The 20,224-nt window shown below is 74.5% G+C and carries 18 protein-coding genes; 14 read left to right on the top strand and 4 right to left on the bottom strand.

What is annotated here, in order from left to right; genetic code table 11:
• From ACFWUQ_RS26570 to ACFWUQ_RS26560, 3 genes are all read left to right on the top strand, one after another.
• Nucleotides 1-1,191 (top strand): ATP-binding protein, encoded by a 1,191-nt coding sequence (locus ACFWUQ_RS26570; RefSeq protein ID WP_384542838.1) that lies wholly within the window; start codon nucleotides 1-3, stop codon nucleotides 1,189-1,191.
• Nucleotides 1,188-1,565 carry a nucleotide pyrophosphohydrolase gene (locus ACFWUQ_RS26565; protein ID WP_384542836.1) on the top strand — a complete coding sequence of 126 codons (378 nt, stop codon included), beginning with the start codon at nucleotides 1,188-1,190 and terminating at the stop codon, nucleotides 1,563-1,565. Before ACFWUQ_RS26570 ends, ACFWUQ_RS26565 begins: the two co-directional genes overlap by 4 nt.
• A 122-nt stretch (nucleotides 1,566-1,687) precedes the next feature.
• Nucleotides 1,688-2,173 (top strand): DUF6099 family protein, encoded by a 486-nt coding sequence (locus ACFWUQ_RS26560; protein WP_384542834.1) that lies wholly within the window; start codon nucleotides 1,688-1,690, stop codon nucleotides 2,171-2,173.
• 54 nt (nucleotides 2,174-2,227) lie between these two features.
• Here ACFWUQ_RS26560 and ACFWUQ_RS26555 read toward each other — a convergent pair whose 3' ends face one another.
• Complete coding sequence (locus ACFWUQ_RS26555) at nucleotides 2,228-2,512, bottom strand: hypothetical protein (RefSeq protein ID WP_384542831.1); 285 nt, start codon at nucleotides 2,510-2,512, stop codon at nucleotides 2,228-2,230.
• A gap of 200 nt (nucleotides 2,513-2,712) precedes the next feature.
• Between ACFWUQ_RS26555 and ACFWUQ_RS26550 the strand changes: the two genes are divergently transcribed.
• The 9 genes from ACFWUQ_RS26550 (at nucleotide 2,713) to ACFWUQ_RS26510 (ending at nucleotide 15,129) form a co-directional block, all read left to right on the top strand.
• A complete protein-coding gene (locus ACFWUQ_RS26550; RefSeq protein WP_384542828.1) occupies nucleotides 2,713-3,636 on the top strand; it encodes an LLM class F420-dependent oxidoreductase in 924 nt (307 codons plus the stop codon).
• Between the two features lie 15 nt (nucleotides 3,637-3,651).
• Nucleotides 3,652-4,590 (top strand): homocysteine S-methyltransferase, encoded by a 939-nt coding sequence (gene mmuM / locus ACFWUQ_RS26545; RefSeq protein ID WP_384542825.1) that lies wholly within the window; start codon nucleotides 3,652-3,654, stop codon nucleotides 4,588-4,590.
• A gap of 38 nt (nucleotides 4,591-4,628) precedes the next feature.
• Nucleotides 4,629-6,143, top strand: a complete 1,515-nt coding sequence (locus ACFWUQ_RS26540; RefSeq protein WP_384542822.1) for a 3' terminal RNA ribose 2'-O-methyltransferase Hen1 — start codon at nucleotides 4,629-4,631, stop codon at nucleotides 6,141-6,143.
• Nucleotides 6,140-8,854, top strand: a complete 2,715-nt coding sequence (locus ACFWUQ_RS26535) for a polynucleotide kinase-phosphatase (protein ID WP_384542820.1) — start codon at nucleotides 6,140-6,142, stop codon at nucleotides 8,852-8,854. Before ACFWUQ_RS26540 ends, ACFWUQ_RS26535 begins: the two co-directional genes overlap by 4 nt.
• Nucleotides 8,855-9,006: 152 nt before the next feature.
• On the top strand, nucleotides 9,007-9,510 hold the full coding sequence (locus ACFWUQ_RS26530) for a hypothetical protein (protein ID WP_384542817.1): 504 nt from the start codon (nucleotides 9,007-9,009) through the stop codon (nucleotides 9,508-9,510).
• Nucleotides 9,511-9,565: 55 nt separating this feature from the next.
• A complete protein-coding gene (locus tag ACFWUQ_RS26525; protein ID WP_384542815.1) occupies nucleotides 9,566-10,810 on the top strand; it encodes an arginine deiminase in 1,245 nt (414 codons plus the stop codon).
• 89 nt (nucleotides 10,811-10,899) lie between these two features.
• Nucleotides 10,900-11,904, top strand: coding sequence for an ornithine carbamoyltransferase (gene argF / locus ACFWUQ_RS26520; RefSeq protein WP_384542813.1), 1,005 nt, complete (start codon nucleotides 10,900-10,902; stop codon nucleotides 11,902-11,904).
• 68 nt (nucleotides 11,905-11,972) lie between these two features.
• A complete protein-coding gene (locus ACFWUQ_RS26515) occupies nucleotides 11,973-12,800 on the top strand; it encodes an enoyl-CoA hydratase family protein (protein ID WP_384542810.1) in 828 nt (275 codons plus the stop codon).
• A gap of 4 nt (nucleotides 12,801-12,804) precedes the next feature.
• On the top strand, nucleotides 12,805-15,129 hold the full coding sequence (locus tag ACFWUQ_RS26510) for a bifunctional salicylyl-CoA 5-hydroxylase/oxidoreductase (RefSeq protein WP_384542808.1): 2,325 nt from the start codon (nucleotides 12,805-12,807) through the stop codon (nucleotides 15,127-15,129).
• A 52-nt stretch (nucleotides 15,130-15,181) separates the two neighbouring features.
• Here the strand turns inward: ACFWUQ_RS26510 and ACFWUQ_RS26505 are convergent, their stop codons facing one another.
• The 3 genes from ACFWUQ_RS26505 to ACFWUQ_RS26495 form a co-directional block, all read right to left on the bottom strand.
• Nucleotides 15,182-16,021, bottom strand: a complete 840-nt coding sequence (locus ACFWUQ_RS26505; protein ID WP_384542805.1) for a GNAT family N-acetyltransferase — start codon at nucleotides 16,019-16,021, stop codon at nucleotides 15,182-15,184.
• Between the two features lie 94 nt (nucleotides 16,022-16,115).
• On the bottom strand, nucleotides 16,116-16,916 hold the full coding sequence (locus tag ACFWUQ_RS26500; RefSeq protein WP_384542803.1) for a PaaX family transcriptional regulator C-terminal domain-containing protein: 801 nt from the start codon (nucleotides 16,914-16,916) through the stop codon (nucleotides 16,116-16,118).
• A gap of 4 nt (nucleotides 16,917-16,920) precedes the next feature.
• Nucleotides 16,921-18,543: an AMP-binding protein gene (locus ACFWUQ_RS26495; protein WP_384542801.1), complete on the bottom strand. Its 1,623-nt coding sequence runs from the start codon at nucleotides 18,541-18,543 to the stop codon at nucleotides 16,921-16,923.
• 120 nt (nucleotides 18,544-18,663) lie between these two features.
• Between ACFWUQ_RS26495 and ACFWUQ_RS26490 the strand changes: the two genes are divergently transcribed.
• Entirely contained in the window at nucleotides 18,664-19,791 is a 1,128-nt protein-coding gene (locus tag ACFWUQ_RS26490) for an acyl-CoA dehydrogenase family protein (RefSeq protein ID WP_384542799.1), read from the top strand.
• The gene (locus tag ACFWUQ_RS26485; protein ID WP_384542797.1) at nucleotides 19,788-20,186 is read left to right on the top strand and encodes a RidA family protein; all 399 of its coding nucleotides are present in this window, start codon (nucleotides 19,788-19,790) and stop codon (nucleotides 20,184-20,186) included. Before ACFWUQ_RS26490 ends, ACFWUQ_RS26485 begins: the two co-directional genes overlap by 4 nt.
• Nucleotides 20,187-20,224 lie beyond the last annotated feature (38 nt).

Here is a 20,224-nt window from a genome sequence, read left to right as displayed (position 1 = left end):
CTGCCGGCGCGGGCCGCGGGTGTGGTGCCGGCGCAGGGCGGCGGGGCCGCCGCGGCGGCGCAGCGGGGGCACCAGCGGCCCGCCGTCACCGAGTTGCGGCTGTCCGCCTTCGGGCCGCACCGGGCGGCCGCCTTCGCGCTCGGGCCCGTCACCCTCTTCGCCGGGCCCAGCGGCAGCGGCAAGTCCCAGGCCCTGGACGCCTACGAGGCCCTGGCCCGGCTCGCGTCCGGCGCCACGCTGGAGGAGGCCTTTCCCGACGCGGCCGCCCGCATCCCCGACCGGGCGGCCCCCGACGCCGAGCGGCGGCGCGGATTCCGTATCGGCTGCACCGTCGACGGCCCCGCCGGCCCGGTCCGGCTCGACCTCGCCGTCCAGGCCGAGCCGACCCTGCGGATCGTCGGCGAACGCCTGTCGCGGGACGGGCAGATCCTCCTCAGCACCGCGCTGCGCGACCCCGGCCGCCGTTCCGTGCAGGCCGCCTGGCTCACCGGCGGGTCCATCGGGGTCACCCGGGCGCCCCTGCCCGACGACCGGCTCGGCACCGCCCTGCTCCCGCTGCGCGTGGCCGGCGCGACGGCCGGCCAGCGCCAGGTGCTGGCCGCCGGCGAACAGGTCGTCGTGGCACTGCGCGCGGTGTACCCCTGCGACCCGCGTCCGGAGCGGATGCGCGCGGCCGTCCCGCCCGGGGAGGGCCGGCTGCGGGGCGACTGCGCCAACCTGGCCGACGTGCTGCGCAGGACCCGCCACGAGTGCGGCACCCGCCACGCGCTGCTGGCCGAGGCGGCCCGTACCGGCTGCGCCGGGGACGTGGCCGGCCTCGGCGTACGGGCACCCGAGGGCGGACCCGTCGCGGCGGTGCTGGACCGCGGACCCGGCCGGCCCGCGACGGAGCTCGGGCGCCTCGGCGCGGGCGAGCTCCGCTTCCTCGCGCTGGCCCTGGTGCTGCTGACCGGGCCGGGGGTGCTCGCCGTGGACCCGGCCGCCGAACTGCTGTCCGCGCGCCAGGCCCTGACGGTGCTGGCGGACGGGTTCGACCGGGGCCTGGACCGGGCGCAGAGCGCGGAACTGCTGCGCCTGGCCCTGCTGTCCTGCGGCCGGGGCCACATCCGGCTGGCCGCGGCGGTGGGGGAGGAGACCGCTGCCGCCGCCCGCCGCCTTCCGGGCGTCACGGTGGTAGACCTTGGGCCATGAACGACACGACGGACGGCGACCGCGACGAACGGCTGGACCGACTGCGGCGCAGGCTCGCGCAGTTCGCGGCGGCGCGGGACTGGGAGCCGTACCACACGCCCAAGAACCTGGCGAGCGCGCTGAGCGTGGAGGCGGCCGAACTCGTCGAGATCTTCCAGTGGCTGACCCCGGAGCAGTCGGCGCGGGTGATGGAGGAGCCGGAGACCGCGCGGCGCGTGGCCGATGAGGTGGCCGACGTGCTCGCGTACCTGCTGCAGTTCTGCGAGGTCCTCGGGGTGGATGTGCTGGATGCGCTCGCCGCGAAGATCGAGAGGAACGAGCTCCGCTTCCCCGTGGCGGGCCCCACAGCCTCCGATGGTCACTCTTCGGAGTGATGGCCTCGTCCACAATCACGTTTGTGTCCACAATTTCCGAATACCCCTGGCTTTACTGTCGCGTTGCCCTCACTCTGGGTAGTGATGGAACGGTGGGATGTCGTGCGGACGGGGGACGGCATATGGATGCGGTACGGCTCATCGCGGCCGGCCGGCACGCGCTGGCACAGAGCGGGGCTGCGTGGGACATCGTGGGCGAGGCCTGGCAGGCGCAGGCGCTGGCCCAGGGCATAGGCGGCTTTCTGGCGGTCACCGGACCGCCGGAGATGAGAGCGGAGGCACGGGGACTGGGAGAAGCGGGAGGCAGAGGCTGCGGGGTGCTCGACCGGGCGGCCCTGCGGGGCGAGGGCAGCACGCCGGAGTATCCGCCGCGGGCCGCGCAGTTGACCCGGGTGAGCGACGTCCGCCAGGCGCTGCTCGGACTGCAGGCGCTGCTCGGTGAGGTCGGGATAGCCCTGGTCGGGGTGGCCTGCGGGACGGACGAGGAGTCGCTGTACTGGCAGTGCATCGAGTCCATCGACGCGGCCGACGAGTCGAGCGACCGGGTGCGGGCCATCCTGCGCCGTATGACGGTCCGGGAGCGGGGTTCGGCCTCCGGCGTCGTCTGAGGGCGGTCCGGGCCCCGGGCTCGGGGTCCCGCCGGGGTGGCGGGACCCGGGCGGTCAGAAAGGCCGGTAGGAGGGGCGCGCGCTGCCGGCGGTGCGGGCGTCCGGCGCCGGCGACGGGTCGAGGACAGCGGACGTGCGGTCCGCGGAGGACTGGAGGTCGGCGTCGAGCCGTGACAGGTCGGCGTTCAGCGCGGCCATCAGCTCCTCCATCTGCCGCAGCAGGCCCTTCGGCGCGCCGCTCGCGGCGGTCCCGTCCGGCTCCTGACGTGCGGGGTCCTCGACCGCCCGAACGGTGTGCGCGGTCTGTCGGGGAGTCTCGGGCACGGCCTCGTGGGTCATGGCTGCTTCCTCGGCCCTGGCCCTTCCGCGAGGAAGGGGGCGGTGGACGCACCGACGGAAGGCCGCCGGCGCGCGGGCCGGGCGGGTCCGGCTCCGTCCGAGAAACGAGCCCCGTCCGGGCCGGTCACTGGCGCGGCGGCGGTGGACCGCCCGGTTGACGCGGATTCACCCGGCCGGGGTGGGAAGGGCAGGATGGGGGCATGGACCTCCGCGTTTTCACCGAGCCCCAGCAGGGTGCGAGCTACGACACCCTCCTGACCGTCGCCCGAGCCACCGAGGACCTCGGGTTCGACGCCTTCTTCCGCTCCGACCACTACCTTCGGATGGGTTCCGCCGACGGCCTGCCCGGACCCACCGACGCCTGGATCACCCTCGCGGGCCTGGCCCGTGAGACCAGCCGGATCCGGCTCGGCACGCTGATGACGGCCGGCACCTTCCGGCTGCCCGGCGTGCTCGCCATCCAGGTCGCCCAGGTGGACCAGATGTCCGGCGGCCGCGTCGAACTGGGCCTCGGCGCGGGCTGGTTCGAGGAGGAGCACAAGGCGTACGGGATCCCCTTCCCCGCGGAGCGGATGGCCCGGTTGGAGGAGCAGCTGGCGATCGTCACCGGCCTGTGGGCCACCGAGGCCGGCGCCACCTTCGACTACGCGGGCAGCCACTACCAGGTGGACGGCTCGCCCGCCCTGCCCAAGCCCGCCCAGGCGAAGGTGCCGGTCCTCATCGGCGGCCACGGCGCCAAGCGCACCCCGAGGCTCGCCGCGCGGTACGCGGACGAGTTCAACATGCCGTTCGCGTCGGTCGCCGACAGCGAGCGGCAGTTCGGGCGGGTCCGCCGGGCCGCTGAGGAGGCCGGCCGCAAGGCCGACGACCTCGTCTACTCCAACGCCCTCGTGGTCTGCGTGGGCAAGGACGACGCGGAAGTGGCCCGCCGGGCCGCCGCCATCGGCCGGGAGGTGGACGAGCTCAAGGCCAACGGCCTGGCCGGTTCCCCGGCCGAGGTCGTGGAGAAGATCGGCGCCTACGGCGCCATCGGCTCCTCCCGCGTCTACCTCCAGCTGCTCGACCTCCACGACCTGGACCACCTGGAGCTGATCTCCGCCCAGGTTCTGTCCCAGCTCGGCTGACGGAGGGACCACCCGATGCCACGCGCGTCCGGTCCGCTCGCCGAAGCCCTGGCCCGCGCGGCCGTACTCCTGGACGGCGGGCTGAGCAACCAGCTCGCCGCCCAGGGTTGCGACCTGTCCGGCGCCCTCTGGACCGGCCGGGTGCTCGCCGAGCGGCCGGACCAGATCGAGGCGGCCCACACGGCGTACGTACGGGCCGGCGCCGAGGTACTGATCACCTCCGGCTACCAGATCGGCTACGGGACTCCGGCCGGGGGCGGCCGGGACCGGGCGGCGACCACCGCCCTGCTGCACCGCAGTGTCGCCCTCGCGGCCCGCGCGGCCGAGGCCGCCGCGCACCCGGTGTGGGTGGCCGCCTCCGTGGGCCCGTACGGCGCGGTGCTCGCGGACGGCTCCGAGTACCGGGGCCGGTACGGCCTGACCGTGCGGCAGCTCGCCGCCTTCCACCGCCCCCGGATCGAGGCCCTCCTCGCGGCCGGCCCCGATGTCCTGGCCCTGGAGACCGTGCCCGACCCGGACGAGGCCGAGGCCCTGCTGGACATCCTCGCCGAGACGGGCGCCCCGGCCTGGCTCAGCTACACCGTCGAGCGCGGCCGCACCCGGTCCGGGGCGCCTCTGGCCGAGGCCTTCGGGCTTGCCGCCGCATCACCGCAGGTCATCGCCACGGGCGTCAACTGCTGTGATCCCGCGGAGGTCCTGCCCGCCCTCGAAGCCGCGGCCGCGGCCACCGGCAAGCCGCTCGTGGCCTACCCCAACGACGGCTCCGTCTGGGACGCCGCCACCCGCGACTGGCAGGCGCCGACGACCCCGCCGCCCTGGCCCACCGCCGCCTGGCACCGCGCCGGGGCCCGCCTCCTCGGCGGCTGCTGCCGGATCGGCCCGGCCCGGGTCGCCGAACTGGCCGGGGAACTGCCCGGACTCCGGGCCGGCGGAACGGAGGCCACCGGAAAATAGGGCGCGTACCACCGCGATGACCAGCCACAATCGGTCATGTGTTCCTGACGATCTCCACCACCGGCTCCCCCGAACGACCCGCGACCGACCTGGGCTACCTGCTGCACAAGCATCCCGGCAAGGCGCAGGCGTTCTCCACCTCCCACGGCACCGCCCAGGTCTTCTACCCCGAGGCCACGGACCAGCGGTGCACGGCGGCCCTGCTGCTGGAGGTGGACCCCATCGCGCTCGTGCGGCGCGGTCAGGGCAAGGGCCGGGGCGGGGCGCCCGACTCGGCGCTGGCGCAGTACGTCAACGACCGCCCGTACGCCGCCTCCTCACTGCTCGCCGTCGCCCTCAGCGGAGTGTTCCGCAATGCCCTCAAGGGGCAGTGCGCGGCCCGCCCGGAGCTGCCCGAGCAGGCGCTGCGCCTGCGGATCGAGATCCCGGTGCTGCCCGCGCGCGGCGGCGCCGAACTGGTGCACCGCCTCTTCGACCCGCTCGGCTGGGACCGGGTCGAGACCCGTCCGGTCGTGCTCGACGAGCAGTTCCCCGAGTGGGGGGACTCCCGGTACGTACGGCTCGTCCTGGAGGGCGAGCTGAGACTGGCCGACGCCCTGCGCCAGCTCTACGTCCTGCTCCCCGTCCTGGACGACGCCAAGCACTACTGGATCGCCCCCGACGAGGTCGACAAGCTGCTCCGCGCCGGAGACGGCTGGCTCGCCGGGCACCCCGAGCACGGCCTGATCAGCTCCCGCTACCTCGCCCGCCACAAGGGGCTCACCCGGAACGCGCTGGAGCGCCTGGAGCTGGTCCGGCTCGCCGAGGCCGACGGGGCCGAGGTCGAGGACCTCGACAACGCCGTCGACGAGGCGAGCGACACGCCGGAGCGGCCCACCCCGCTCGCGGTGCTGCGCCGCGAGGCGATCCTCGCCGCGCTCCGCTCGGCGGGCGCCGCCCGCGTCCTGGACCTGGGCTGCGGACAGGGCCAGCTGGTGCAGGCCCTGCTGGGCGACGTGTCCTTCACCGAGATCGTCGGTGTCGACGTGTCGATGCGGGCCCTGTCCGTCGCGGCCAAACGGCTGCGCCTGGAGCGGATGGGGGAGCGGCAGAGCGAGCGCGTCCGGCTGCTCCAGGGCTCGCTCGCGTACACCGACAGGCGGCTGGCCGGCTACGACGCGGCCGTGCTCAGCGAGGTCATCGAGCACCTGGACCTTGAGCGGCTGCCCGCGCTGGAGTACGCCGTGTTCGGCTCGGCCCGCCCGCGCACCGTCCTCGTCACCACCCCGAACGTCGAGTACAACGTCCGCTGGGAGACCCTGCCCGCCGGGCACGTCCGCCACGGCGACCACCGCTTCGAGTGGACCCGCGAGGAGTTCCGGGACTGGGCCGCGGCCGTGGCGCGGCGGCACGGGTACACCGTCGGGTTCGTCCCCGTCGGGGACGACGACCCCGAGGTCGGTCCGCCGACCCAGATGGCCGTCTTCACCCGGACGGACGCCACCGCCGCGTCCGCGGGCACCACCGCCGGCGCCACCACCACCGAGACCCCGAAGGAGGGCGAGGCAGCATGACCGCCGAGAGCAGCGAGACCCCCCGGGCCGCGACCGCCGAGAGCAGCGAGACCCCCCGGGCCGCGAGCGCCGAGAGCGCCGAGAGCCCCCCGGCCGCCGGGAGCGCCGGGAGCGATTCGCCCACCGGGAACGCCACGGCCGCCGAGGCCCCGCGCCCGCGCACGCTTCCCGTCACCGACCTGTCCCTCGTCGTCCTCATCGGCGCCACCGGCTCGGGCAAGTCCACCTTCGCCCGCAAGCACTTCAAGCCCACCGAGGTCATCTCCTCCGACTACTGCCGGGGCCTGGTCAGCGACGACGAGAACGACCAGAGCGCCAGCAAGGACGCCTTCGAGGTCCTGCACTACATCGCCGGCAAGCGCCTCGCCGCCGGGCGCCTCACCGTCGTCGACGCCACCAGCGTGCAGGCCGACGCCCGCCGGCAGCTGGTCGAGCTCGCGCGCCGGTACGACGTGCTGCCGATCGCCATCGTCCTCGACATGCCCGAGGAGGTCTGCGTGCGGCGCAACGCGGACCGTCCCGACCGGGCCGGACTGCCCCGGGCCGTCATCCAGCGCCACCGACGGGACCTGCGCAAGTCCCTGCGCGGGCTGGAGCGCGAGGGCTTCCGCAAGGTGCACGTCCTGCGGTCGGTCGAGGAGGCCGAGAACGCCGAGGTCGTGCTGGAGAAGCGCTTCAACGACCTCACCCACCTCACCGGCCCCTTCGACATCGTCGGTGACATCCACGGCTGCGCCTCCGAGCTGGAGACCCTGCTCACCGAGCTGGGCTACGAGGACGGCGTCCACCCGGAGGGCCGGACCGCCGTCTTCGTCGGCGACCTCGTCGACCGCGGCCCGGACAGCCCCGGCGTCCTGCGCCGCGTGATGGGCATGGTCAAGTCCGGCAACGCCCTGTGCGTGCCCGGGAACCACGAGAACAAGCTCGGCCGCTATCTGAAGGGCTCCAAGGTCCAGCGGACCCACGGTCTGGCCGAGACGATCGAGCAGCTGGAGGGCGAGTCCGAGGAGTTCGTCGCGGAAGTCCGGGAGTTCATCCGCGGCCTCGTCAGCCACTACGTCCTCGACGGCGGCAAGCTGGTCGTCTGCCACGCCGGGCTGCCCGAGAAGTACCACGGCCGCACCTCCGGTCGGGTCCGCTCGCACGCCCTGTACGGGGACACCACCGGCGAGACGGACGAGTTCGGCCTGCCCGTGCGCTACCCGTGGGCCGAGGACTACCGGGGCAAGGCGGCCGTGGTCTACGGCCACACCCCCGTTCCCCGTACCTCCTGGATCAACAACACCATCTGCCTGGACACCGGCGCGGTGTTCGGCGGGAGGATGACGGCTCTGCGCTGGCCGGAGCGCGAACTGGTCGACGTCCCGGCCGAGAAGGTCTGGTACGAGCCGGTCAAGCCGCTGGCGGTCGAGGCCCCCGGCGGGCACGACGGCCGTCCGCTGGACCTGGCCGACGTGCAGGGGCGCCGGGTCGTGGAGACCCGGCACGTGGGCAACGTCAACGTGCGCGAGGAGAACGCGGCGGCCGCCCTGGAGGTCATGAGCCGCTTCGCGGTGGACCCCCGGCTGGTCCCGTACCTGCCGCCGACCATGGCGCCGACGGCGACCTCCCGCGAGGAGGGCTTCCTGGAGCACCCCGCCGAGGCCTTCGCGCAGTACCGCGAGGACGGCGTGGCCCAGGTCGTGTGCGAGGAGAAGCACATGGGCTCCCGCGCCACGGTCCTCATCTGCCGGGACGCCGCGGCGGCGCGCGAGCGGTTCGGCGTCGGGGGCGGCGCGGGCGACGGCGCGGCGGGGCCGACCGGCTCCGTCTACACCCGCACCGGCCGGCCGTTCTTCAAGGATCCCGAGGTCACCGAGGAGGTCCTCGCCCGGCTCCGGGCGGCGGTCACCGACGCCGGCCTGTGGGAGGAGCTGGACACCGACTGGCTCCTGCTCGACGGCGAACTCCTGCCCTGGTCCCTGAAGTCCGCCGGCCTGCTGCGCCACCAGTACGCCGCCGTGGGCGCGGCCTCCCGCGCCGTCTTCCCGGACGCGCTCGCCGCCCTGGAGGCGGCGGCCGCCCGGGGCGTGGACACCGGCGCCCTGCTGGAGCGCCAGCGGGAACGCGCCGAGGACGCCGCCGCCTTCACCGAGGCGTACCGCCGCTACTGCTGGAGCACCGACGGCTTGGACGGCGTGCGATTCGCGCCGTTCCAGCTGCTCGCGGCGGCCGGCCGGTCGCTGGCCGCCGTACCGCACGACGAGCAGCTGTTCTGGCTGGACCGGCTCGTCGCCGCCGACGAGGCGGCCGGCACGGGGCTGCTGCGCCGCACGGCCCGGATCCTGGTGGACACCGCCGCCGAGGACTCGGTACGGGCCGGCACCGACTGGTGGCTGGAGCTGACCGGGGCCGGCGGCGAGGGCATGGTCGTCAAGCCGCTCCAGGCATACGCCCGGGACGGCAAGGGCCGGCTGGTGCAGCCGGGGCTCAAGGTGCGCGGGCGCGAGTACCTGCGGATCATCTACGGTCCGGAGTACACCCGTCCGCGGCAGTTGGAGCGGCTGCGCCAGCGGTTCCTCGGGCACAAGCGCTCCCTGGCCCTGCGCGAGTACGCGTTGGGGCTGGAGGCGCTGGACCGGCTGGCGGCGGGGGAGCCGCTGTGGCGCGTCCACGAGGCCGTCTTCGCGGTGCTCGCGCTGGAGTCGGAGCCGGTCGACCCCCGGCTCTGAGGGGGCGCGCGCCGTAAAGCCGGCACCCCCGTACGGCCGCTAATTAGGTCGTATGGGGGAACTTTCGGCGGGAACTCCGGGAAAACCACCGGCGGGATCGTTCATCCAGGGCAGCGGAATGTCCGCGACCCTGGAAGGACGGAACGTCACCTATGAAGATGACCGCGCGCGGAAGTATTGCGGCACTCATGACCTGTATGGCCGCGGCCGGCGCGGCCACCCCGGCCGCGGCCGGCTCGGTGCCGGTCGGTGTCCCGCTGGACGCTGTGAAGACCACGCTGGGCGTGGACACTCCGCGCCTGGCCACCGGGGTGCCGATCCCGGTCGTGGGAGCGCCGGAGGCGCCCCGCCAGCACACGGGGGACATGCTTCCGACCCCACTGCTGCCGGTGGTCCCGATCGGCACGGAGCTGGGCGACACGCTCGTCAGCTCCCCGGTCCCGAACCTGCTCGGCCCGAAGGAGACCGACGGCGAGGGCTCCCTCGGCGCGCCCGCCACCACGATGCGCGCCCGCACCCCGGGTGCGGTCGTCGGCTCTCCGCTGACGATGCCGAACGCCGCCAACTTCGGCCTGCCGGACGTGACCGCGCCCGAACTGGGCCTGACCACACCGGAGCTGACCGGCGCCCCGGCGGCGCTTCTCGGCCTGCGCTGAGCGCTCTCGCCCGACGCCGCGTCAAAAGGCCGTCCGGTCTGCGAACGTGTACGGCATGGGATTCCATGTCGACTCCGAGACCGGGCGGCTTCGCCGCGTCATCCTCCACCGGCCCGACCTGGAGCTGAAGCGGCTCACACCGAGCAACAAGGACGCGCTCCTCTTCGACGACGTGCTGTGGGTGCGCCGGGCCCGCCAGGAGCACGACGGCTTCGCGGACGTGCTGCGCGACCGGGGCGTGGAGGTCCACCTGTTCGGGGACCTGCTGTGCGAGGCCCTCGACATCCCGGAGGCGCGACGCCTCGTGCTGGACCGGGTGTTCGACGAGAAGGAGTACGGTCCGCTCGCCACCGACCACCTGCGGTCCGTCTTCGAGGGCCTGACCTCCGCCGACCTGGCCGAGGCGCTGGTCGGCGGGATGACCAAGCGCGAGTTCCTGGAGCGCCACCCGGAGCCGGTCTCGGTCCGCTTCCACGCCCTGGAGCTGGACGGCTTCCTGCTGGGGCCGCTGCCCAACCACCTCTTCACCCGGGACACCTCCGCGTGGATCTACGACGGGGTCTCGATCAACGCCATGCGCTGGCCGGCCCGGCAGCGCGAGACCGTGCACTTCGAGGCGATCTACAAGCACCACCCCCTCTTCACGTCCTCCGGCGCCTTCCACTACTGGTCCCAGGGGCAGGTGGACTACCCGTCGACCATCGAGGGCGGCGACGTGCTGGTGATCGGCAACGGGGCGGTGCTGATCGGGATGAGCGAGCGCACCACCCCGCAGGCCGTGGAGATGCTGGCCCGCGGCCTGTTCGCCGCGGGGTCGGCGACGAGCATCGTGGCGCTGGACATGCCCAAGCGGCGGGCCTTCATGCACCTCGACACCGTGATGACCATGGTCGACGGCGATACGTTCACCCAGTACGCGGGGCTCGGCATGCTCCGCTCCTACACCATCGAGCCCGGCGACTCGGCGCAGGAGCTGAAGGTGACCGACCATCCGCCGGAGCACATGCACCGGGCCATCGCGGCGGCGCTCGGGCTGGACGCGGTACGGGTGCTGACCGCCACGCAGGACGTGCACTCGGCGGAGCGGGAGCAGTGGGACGACGGCTGCAACGTCCTCGCGGTGGAGCCGGGGGTGGTGGTCGCCTACGAGCGGAACGTGACGACCAACACCCATTTGAGGAAGGAGGGCATCGAGGTCATCGAGATCCCCGGCAGCGAGCTGGGCCGGGGCCGGGGCGGGCCGCGGTGCATGAGCTGCCCGGTGGAGCGGGACGCGGTCCAGGGGGCGCCCGGGGCGTAGGGCCCGGCCGGTGACCGGGGCTGTATATCAATGCAGAGGATCGTATAGACTTCCAATATCCCCTGTCACCGTGACGCTGGAGCGACGCCATGGCCACCGACCTCGTCGGCCGCAGTTTCCTCAAGGAGCTCGACTTCACCGCCGCCGAGTTCCGCGGCCTCGTCGAGCTCGCCGCAGAACTCAAGGCGGCCAAGAAGGCGGGCGCCGAGCAGCGGCTGCTGCAGGGCCGCAGCATCGCGCTGATCTTCGAGAAGACCTCGACGCGCACGCGCTGCGCCTTCGAGGTCGCCGCCGCGGACCAGGGCGCCCACACCACCTACCTGGACCCCTCCGGTTCGCAGATGGGCCACAAGGAGTCCGTGCGGGACACCGCCCGCGTGCTCGGCCGGATGTTCGACGGGATCGAGTACCGCGGCGACAGCCAGCAGACCGTCGAGGAGCTCGCCGGGTACGCGGGCGTGCCCGTCTTCAACGGGCTCACCGACGACTGGCACCCCACCCAGATGCTCGCCGACGTGCTCACCATGACCGAGCACAGCACCAAGCCGCTGGAGCGGATCGCCTTCGCCTACCTCGGTGACGCCCGCTTCAACATGGGCAACTCCTACCTCGTCACCGGCGCGCTGCTCGGCATGGACGTACGCATCGTCGCGCCCGAGGCCTACTGGCCGGCCGAACCGGTGGTGGCGGCGGCGCGCGCGCTCGCCGAGAAGAGCGGTGCCCGGATCACCCTGACCGAGGACATCGCCCGGGGGGTGGCCCAGGCGGACTTCGTGCTGACCGACATCTGGGTCTCCATGGGCGAGCCCAAGGAGGTCTGGGACGAGCGCATCGCGGCCCTGTCCCCGTACGCGGTCACCATGGACGTGCTGCGCGCGACCGGGAACCCGGACGTGAAGTTCATGCACTGCCTGCCCGCCTTCCACGACCTCGGGACCGAGGTGGCCCGGGAGATCCATCAGCGGCACGGGCTGGAATCCCTCGAAGTGACGGACGAGGTCTTCGAATCGGCGCACTCCGTCGTCTTCGACGAGGCCGAGAACCGGCTGCACACCATCAAGGCCGTGCTCGTCGCCACCCTCGCCGGGTCCTGAGGGGCCGCCCGCCGCGCCGTGTCGCGTTTCTGTGACGGTAGTCAGCTTCCGGTGATACCGTCGGGCGGGTGAGCCCCTTCACTGGTTCCACAGCAGCGACCGAACGGTGGCGCCACCTCCGGGTGACCCGGCAGGACGGCGTGGCCACCGTCACCTTCGACCGCCCCGACAAGCTGAACGCGCTCACCTTCGGCGCTTACGCCGACCTGCGCGATCTGCTGGCAGAACTGTCCCGCGAACGATCCGTGCGCGCCCTCGTCCTCGGCGGCGAGGGCCGGGGCTTCTGCTCCGGCGGAGACGTGGACGAGATCATCGGCGCCACCCTCGCCATGGACACCGCCGAGCTCCTCGACTTCAACCGGATGACCGGCCAGGTGGTCCGCGCCCTCCGCGAGTGCCCCTTCCCGGTGATCGCCGCCGTGCACGGGGTCGCGGCCGGGGCCGGGGCCGTTCTCGCGCTGGCCGCCGACTTCCGCATCGCCGACCCCTCCGCCCGCTTCGTCTTCCTCTTCACCCGCGTCGGCCTCTCCGGCGGCGACATGGGCGCCGCCTACCTGCTGCCCCGCGTCGTCGGCCTGGGCCACGCCACCCGGCTCCTGATGCTCGGAGAGCCCGTACGCGCCGCCGAGGCCGAGCGGATCGGCCTGCTCAGCGAGCTCACCGACGAGGGCAAGGCCCACGTGCGGGCGGCCGAACTCGCCGCGCGCCTGGCAGCCGGACCCGCACTGGCCCACGCGCAGACCAAGGCCCTGCTCACGGCCGAACTCGACATGCCGCTCGCCGCGTCGGTGGAACTCGACGCGGCCACCCAGGCCCTGCTGATGAACGGCCAGGACTACGCGGAGTTCCACGCGGCCTTCACCGCGAAGCGTCCACCGGAGTGGAAGGGCAGGTAGCGCCATGCCGGTCGGCAGCGCGTTGCGGGTCGCCGTCGTCGGCGGCGGCCCGGGAGGACTGTACGCCGCCGCGCTGCTGGCCCGGCAGGGGCACACGGTGGACGTCTGGGAGCGGGGCGCCCCGGACGACACCTTCGGCTTCGGGGTGGTGCTCTCCGACGACACCCTCGGCGGCATCGAGCGGGCCGACACCGAGGTCCACGCCGCCCTGACCCGCGAGTTCGTGCGCTGGGACGACGTGCACGTCGTGCACCGGGGGCGGCTGCTGACCTCCGGCGGCCACGGCTTCGCGGCCCTGGGGCGGCGCCGGCTGCTGGAGATCCTGCACGAGCGCTGCGCGGGCCTGGGCGTACGGCTGCGCATCCGCGCCGAGGCCCCGGACACGGCGGCGCTCGCGGCCTTATACGACCTGGTGGTCGCGGCGGACGGGGTGCACAGCACCACCCGCGAGGCCGGAGCCGGGCACTTCCGGCCGACCGTGACGAGCGGGCGGTGCCGGTACATCTGGCTCGCCGCCGACTTCGCCTTCGAGGCCTTCCGCTTCGAGATCGCGGAGACCGAGTACGGCGTCATGCAGCTGCACGCCTACCCGTACGCGGGCCCGCCGCCGGCCGGGGAGGGCGCCGCCCCGCGGTCCCCGGTGGGGCGGCCCGGGTCCGGCGCCTCCACGGTCATCGTCGAGATGCGCGAGGAGGTGTGGCGGGCGGCGGGCTTCGACCTGTGCGACGAGGCGGAGTCGGCGGCCCGCTGCGCCAAGATCTTCGGCGAGGCCCTGCGCGGCCGGCCGCTGCGCGGGAACCGCTCGGCCTGGACGCGGTTCCGTACCGTCGTCAACGCACGCTGGTCGCACGGCAACGTGGTGCTGCTCGGCGACGCGGCGCACACCGCGCACTTCTCCATCGGCTCCGGCACCAAGCTGGCCGTGGAGGACGCCCTCGCGCTCGCCGAGGCGCTCGCCGCGGAACCCGGCGTACCGGCTGCGCTCGCCGCGTACGAGGCGGCGCGCCGGCCGGCGGTCGCCAGCACGCAGCGGGCCGCCGCGGCCAGCATGCGCTGGTTCGAGGAGCTCCCCGGATACGTGGCCCAGCCCGCCCGGCAGTTCGCCTTCAACCTCCTCACCCGCAGCCGCCGCGTCACCCACGACAACCTGCGGATGCGCGACGAGCGCTTCACCCGCGCGGTGGAACGCGACTTCGGCTGCCCCGACGAAGAGGCGTCGGGCACGCGGACCCCGCCGATGTTCACCCCCTTCACCCTGCGCGGCCTGACCCTGCGCAACCGGGTCGTCGTCTCGCCCATGGACATGTACTCGGCGGTGGACGGCGTGCCCGGGGACTTCCACCTCGTGCACCTGGGCGCCCGCGCGCTCGGCGGCGCCGGCCTGGTGATGACCGAGATGGTCTGCGTCAGCGCCGGGGGCCGGATCACCCCCGGCTGCGCCGGCCTGTACACGGCGGAGCAGGCGGCGGCCTGGAAGCGGATCGCCGACTTCGTCCACACCTCCGCGCCCGGCACCGCGCTGGGCGTCCAGCTCGGGCACGCGGGCCGCAAGGGTTCCACCCGGGTGATGTGGGAGGGGATGGACGACCCGCTCCCGGACGGCAACTGGCCGCTGGTGGCCGCCTCCGCGCTGCCCTACCGGCCGGGCGTCTCCGCGGTTCCGCGCGCCCTGACCGAGGCCGACCTGGACGGGATCCGCTCCGATTTCGCGGCCGCCGCCGTCCGCGCGGCGGACTGCGGATTCGACCTGCTGGAGCTGCACTGCGCCCACGGCTACCTGCTGTCGGGCTTCCTCTCCCCGCTCACCAACCACCGGACGGACGCCTACGGCGGCTCCCTGCAGAACCGGCTGCGCTTCCCCCTGGAGGTATTCGACGCCGTGCGCGCCGTCTGGCCCGCCGAACGCCCGATGACCGTCCGCCTGTCCGCCACCGACTGGGCGCCCGGCGGCACCACCCCGGAGGAGGCCGTGGAGATCGCCGCCGCCTTCGCCGCCCGGGGCGCGGACGCCATCGACGTCTCGACCGGCCAGGTGGTGGCGGACGAGGAACCCGAGTACGGGCGCTCCTACCAGACCCCCTACGCCGACCGGATCCGCAACGCGCTGGGCGTACCGGTCCTCGCCGTCGGCGCCATCTCCTCGTGGGACGACGTCAACTCCCTGCTGCTGGCGGGGCGGGCGGACCTCTGCGCCGTCGGCCGGCCCCACCTCTACGACCCGCAGTGGACCCTGCACGCCGCCGCCGAGCAGTCCTACGAGGGCCCGGCCGCCCCCTGGCCCGCGCCCTACCGGGCGGGCAGCCGGACACCCCCGACCGGGCGGGGCTGACCCCCGACGGCGCGGCCGGTGCGCGCGGCGCCGGAGTGGGCGGCCGCCGGGCTCAGGCCGCCACCATCTCCGCGCGGTCCTCGACCGGCGTGTAGCCGAGCCGCAGGTACAGACGGTTGCTGGTCGGGTTGGCGAGGTCCGTGAAGAGGAGGACCTCCGAGGCCCCCGCCGCGTACGCCGCCGCGCCCGCCGCGTGCGTGACCCCGCCCGCGTATCCCCGGCCCCGCAGCCCCGGCGGGGTGTAGACCGGGCCGACGCGGGCGGCCGAGCCGATCGGGCGGGAGAAGGAGGCCAGCGAGACGGGGGCCCCGCCGTGCTCCCACAGCACCAGGCCGCCGTAGGAGAGCCGGTCGCGCAGGGCGGCCTCGGACGCGCGCCCCGCCCCGCCCGCCTCCTGGTGGAAGGCCGCCATCCACTCCAGCAGCAGCGGGAGGTCGGCCTCGGCGGCGGTCCGGGCCGAGCCGGCCGGGACGGGATCCGGCGCGACCGGCGCGGCCAGCCGGTACAGCCGGATCTCCTCACCGACCCGGGCGGGCCGCGTCCAGGCACCGGCCAGCGCGTCCGCGTCGGGCCGTCGGGCGTTGAATCCGCTGACCCCCGCGAGCAGCGGCTCGGTGGCGAGGGCGTCCGCCAGCGCGCGGACGGCCCCGGCGGGGAGCGCGCCCAGCAGCAGCGGGTGGGGCGGGGTGCACAGCAGGCCGGCGGCGACGGTTCCGTCCGGAGCGGTCCACCAGCCGAAGAAGGGGTCTGCCGCGCCGAAGGCGTGCGGACCCCGCCGCTCCAGGGCGTCCGCCGTGGTGAGCAGGACGGTGTTCACGACGGGCTGCGCGGCCACGGCGGGCCCCGCCGCGGTCAGATACGCCGCCAGGTCGGTGCTGAAGGTCCAGGTCATGGCCCATCCTGGCGCGGCGCCGGGGCCGTGCGCACCCGTATTTCCGCCCGCGGGGCGGCCCCGCCGAACCGCCTGCGGGGCCACGCGCCCCGGGTCAGGGGCGGGCGAAGTCCGCGCCCGGATCCCGCAGCCGCGCGTGCAGTTCGGCGAAGACCGCCGCCGCGCGGTCGCCCGGCCAGTCCGCCGGGAGCAGCTCGCGGGGCAACCCCGGATCCGCGTACGGCAGGCGGCGCCAGCTGTCCAGGGCGAACAGGTAGCCGCGGTACGCCTCCTGGGGTGTCGGCGCGGGGCCCGTCTGCAAGGACCGCAGGACCGGCTCGTGCAGGTCGAGGAACTCCTCGTGCTGCTTGGCCAGAGCCGCCAGGTCCCACCAGCGGGCCACTGTCTCCGCCGTCGGGGCGAAGCCGAGGTGGGCGCCGCGGAACAGCTCCACGTACGCCGTCAGACGCAGCCGCTCCAACGTGTGCGAGGTCTCCTCGGCCAGCTGCGCCGGGGCGATCCACACCCCGGGCGCCACCGCGCCGAAGCCGAGCCGGGCCAGCCGGGAGCGCAGCAGGTGCCGTTTGTGGCGCTCCTGCTCCGGGACGGAGAAGACCGCCACCAGCCACTGCGGCGAACGCTGCGGGCTGCCGTAGATGCGCCGGTCGCCGTCGTCCAGCAGCTGGCGCGCCTCGGGGGACAGCTCGTACGCCGCCGAGCCGTCCGCCGTGCGCGCGGGCAGCAGGAAGCCGCGCCGCTTCAGCCGGGACACCGACGAGCGGACGGAGGGCGCGTCCACGCCGGCCGCGCCCAGCAGGCGGATCAGCGCGGCCACCGGGACCGGGCCCTCGAAGGACCGCCCGTAGGCGCCGTAGAACGTGACGATCAGGGATCGCGGGGTGTGCTGCTCGACCACGGGTTCACTCTAGATCGCGCAGCCGGAAGCGTTGCAGTTTGCCGGTCGCGGTGCGGGGGAGGGCGCGCAGGAAGACGAAGGAGCGCGGGCACTTGTGCGGGGCCAGTTCGGCGCGCATGAAGGCGCGCAGAACCTCCTCCGTCAGCACCGCGCCCTCCCGGGCGACGGTGTACGCCACCACGACCTGCCCGCGCCGCTCGTCCGGGCGGCCCACCACCGCGGCCTCCACCACGTCCGGATGGCGCAGCAGGGCCTCCTCCACCTCGGGGCCCGCGATGTTGTAGCCGGCGGAGACGATCATGTCGTCGGCGCGGGCGACGTAGCGGAAGTAGCCCTCCGGATCCCGGACGTAGGTGTCGCCGGTGAGGTTCCAGCCGTCCCGCACGTACTCGCCCTGCCGGGGATCGGCCAGGTAGCGGCAGCCCACCGGCCCGCGCACGGCCAGCAGCCCCGGCTCGTTGTCCGCGACCGGCCGCCCGCCCCGGTCCACCACCCGCGCCTGCCAGCCCGGTACCACCCGCCCGGTGGTACCGGGCCGGATGTCCTCGTCGGCGGCGGAGATGAAGATGTGCAGCAGCTCGGTGGCCCCGATGCCGTTGATGATCCGCAGGCCGGTGCGCTCGTACCAGGCCTGCCAGGTGGCGGCGGGAAGGTTCTCCCCGGCCGACACGCAGCGCCGCAGCGCGGACAGGTCGTGGGCGCCCACGTCGTACGGGCCGAGGGCGTCCAGCATCGTCCGGTACGCGGTGGGGGCGGTGAACAGGACCGTCACCCGGTGCTCGGCGAGCGCGGGCAGCAGGAACCTGGGCCCCGCCTCCTCCAGCAGCAGCGCCGACGCCCCCGCCCGCAGCGGGAAGACGACGAGGCCGCCGAGGCCGAAGGTGAACCCGAGCGGCGGGCTCCCGGCGAAGACGTCGTCCGGGCGGGGGCGCAGCACGGTGCGCGAGAACGTGTCGGCGACGGAGAGCAGGTCGCGGTGGAAGTGCATGCAGCCCTTGGGCCGCCCCGTCGTACCGGAGGTGAAGGCGATCAGGGCCACGTCGTCGGCGGAGGTCTCGACCGCCGGGAACGGCTCCGGGCCGTACCGCTCGGCGAGGCGCAGCAGGTCCTCGGCGCCGTCGCCGCCGTAGGGGGTGATCCGCAGCCCCGGGACCTCGGCCCGGGCCAGGTCGTCCAGGGCGCCCGCGTGGCACACGGCGTGCCGCACCCGCGCCATCTCGCACACCGTGGCCAGCTCCTGCGCCCGCTGCTGTGGCAGTACGGTCACCGCCACCGCGCCCGCCTTCATCACCGCGAGCCAGCACGCGGCGAGCCAGGGGCCGGTGGGCCCGCGCAGCAGCACCCGGTTGCCGGGGACGACACCGAGGTCCGCGGTGAGGGCGTGGGCGAGGCGGTCCACCCGCTCGCGGAGCCCGCCGTACGTCCACACCTCGCCCGAGCCGCTGCGGAAGGCCGGGCGGTCGGGGCCGAACCGGGCGATGGTGGCGTCGAGGAGCTCGGCCCCGCAGTTCAGCCGGTCCGGGTAGGCCAGTTCGGGCAACTCGAAGAGCAACTCCGGCCAGGTGTGGGCGGGTGGCAGGTGGTCGCGCGCGAAAGTGTCGGCGTGTGCGGAAGGCTTGAGGTCCAAGACGGGTTCGCCCCCTGGCGACGGTCCGGAATGGGGTGGGGCCGGCCGTGCGGTAGCACCACGAGCGTATCGTGACGGTGACGGCAGTCAACAGGACGCGATAGATGCGGGGATATTCGGATGACCGGATTCGCGCTCGGGGTGGACCAGGAGGAATGGTGCGGGCGATTGCGCGCACTGTCGGCGGAGCGGCTGCGGCCGCTGGCCGGGAAGGGGGAGCCGGGGCGGGTCAACCGGCCGCTGCTGCGGGAACTGGGCGAGCTGGGCCTGCTGGAGCGGGTGTTCGCGGCGGGTGCGCTCGAACTGTGCCTGCTGCGCGAGTCCCTGGCCTACGGCTGCACCGAGGCGGAGACCGCGCTGGCCCTGCAGGGCCTCGGCGCCCATCCGGTGCTCCGGGCGGGCAGCGCGGAGCAGCGGGAGCGGTGGCTGCCGCCGGTGATCGCGGGACGCGCGGTGGCCGCCTTCGCCCTGAGCGAGCCGGGAGCGGGATCGGACGCGGCGGCGCTGGCCCTGGCGGCCGAACCGGACTCCGGGGGCGGCTGGCGGCTCAGCGGTGAGAAGCGCTGGATCTCCAACGCGCCGGAGGCGGACTTCTACACCGTGTTCGCCCGGACGGGTGAGGGGCCGGGAGCCAAGGGCGTGTCGGCCTTCCTGGTCCCGGCGGACCGCCCCGGGCTCCGCGGCGAGCCCCTGGACATGCTGTCCCCGCACGCCATCGGCTCCCTGGACTTCGACGGGGTGCCCGTCGCCCGGCAGGACCTGCTGGGCGAGCCCGGGCGGGGCTTCGGTGTCGCGATGGACACGCTCAACCTCTTCCGGCCGAGTGTCGGCGCCTTCGCGGTGGGCATGGCCCGGGCCGCGCTGGACGCCACGCTGGAGTACACGGCGGGGCGCGCCGCCTTCGGCGGGGTGCTGGGCGACCTCCAGGCGGTGGCGCACCGGGTCGCCGAGATGGCCACCCGCACCGAGGCGGCCCGGCTGCTGGTCTACGCGGCGGCCGGCGCCCACGACCGGGGCTCCCCGGACGTCCCCCGCCGGGCCGCGATGGCGAAGCTCCTGGCCACCGAGACCGCCCAGTACGTCGTGGACCACGCGGTCCAGCTCCACGGGGCGGTCGCCCTCCAGCGCGGCCACCTGCTGGAACACCTGTACCGCGAGGTACGGGCGCCCCGCATCTACGAGGGGGCGAGCGAGGTGCAGCGCACCATCATCGCGAAGGAGCTCTACCGGGAGGCGGCCGCGCGATGAGCGTCGAACGAATCAATCCGCGGGAGCTGTCCCCGGCGACCGGCTTCTCCCACGCGGTGACGGCCACGGGCTCCCGCCTGGTGTTCCTCGCCGGCCAGACGGCACTGGACGGTACGGGCAAGGTGGCGGGGAAGGACCTGCCGGAGCAGTTCGAACGGGCTTTGGCGAACCTGCTCACCGCCCTGGCCGCGGCCGGCGGCGCCCCGGCCGACCTGGCCCGGGTCACCGTCTACGCCGTCGACGTGGCGGCGTACCGCGAGGCGGCGCCCGAAATCGGCCGCGTCTGGCGCCGGTTGGCGGGCCGCGAGTACCCGGCGATGGCGCTCGTCGGCGTGGTGCGGCTCTGGGACACCGAGGCCTTGGTCGAACTGGACGGCTTCGCGGTCCTCCCGTAGGCCGACCGTCCGGACCCGGCTCCGCCGGGCGCCGCACG

It is taken from the genome of Streptomyces sp. NPDC058662 (assembly GCF_042716255.1).
Lineage (GTDB): Bacteria > Actinomycetota > Actinomycetes > Streptomycetales > Streptomycetaceae > Streptomyces.
Note: the sequence above shows the minus strand (reverse complement) of the source record. Positions and strands in the feature narration are given on the sequence as shown.

Bases quoted from the DNA above. Each gene is read 5' to 3' on its own strand.
- ACFWUQ_RS26565 (WP_384542836.1), top strand. From the start codon at position 1,188: ATGAACGACACGACGGACGGCGACCGCGACGAACGGCTGGACCGACTG.
- ACFWUQ_RS26560 (WP_384542834.1), top strand. From the start codon at position 1,688: ATGGATGCGGTACGGCTCATCGCGGCCGGCCGGCACGCGCTGGCACAG.
- ACFWUQ_RS26555 (WP_384542831.1), bottom strand. From the start codon at position 2,512: ATGACCCACGAGGCCGTGCCCGAGACTCCCCGACAGACCGCGCACACC.
- ACFWUQ_RS26550 (WP_384542828.1), top strand. From the start codon at position 2,713: ATGGACCTCCGCGTTTTCACCGAGCCCCAGCAGGGTGCGAGCTACGAC.
- mmuM (WP_384542825.1), top strand. From the start codon at position 3,652: ATGCCACGCGCGTCCGGTCCGCTCGCCGAAGCCCTGGCCCGCGCGGCC.
- ACFWUQ_RS26535 (WP_384542820.1), top strand. From the start codon at position 6,140: ATGACCGCCGAGAGCAGCGAGACCCCCCGGGCCGCGACCGCCGAGAGC.
- ACFWUQ_RS26530 (WP_384542817.1), top strand. From the start codon at position 9,007: ATGAAGATGACCGCGCGCGGAAGTATTGCGGCACTCATGACCTGTATG.
- ACFWUQ_RS26525 (WP_384542815.1), top strand. From the start codon at position 9,566: ATGGGATTCCATGTCGACTCCGAGACCGGGCGGCTTCGCCGCGTCATC.
- argF (WP_384542813.1), top strand. From the start codon at position 10,900: ATGGCCACCGACCTCGTCGGCCGCAGTTTCCTCAAGGAGCTCGACTTC.
- ACFWUQ_RS26510 (WP_384542808.1), top strand. From the start codon at position 12,805: ATGCCGGTCGGCAGCGCGTTGCGGGTCGCCGTCGTCGGCGGCGGCCCG.
- ACFWUQ_RS26505 (WP_384542805.1), bottom strand. From the start codon at position 16,021: ATGACCTGGACCTTCAGCACCGACCTGGCGGCGTATCTGACCGCGGCG.
- ACFWUQ_RS26490 (WP_384542799.1), top strand. From the start codon at position 18,664: ATGACCGGATTCGCGCTCGGGGTGGACCAGGAGGAATGGTGCGGGCGA.
- ACFWUQ_RS26485 (WP_384542797.1), top strand. From the start codon at position 19,788: ATGAGCGTCGAACGAATCAATCCGCGGGAGCTGTCCCCGGCGACCGGC.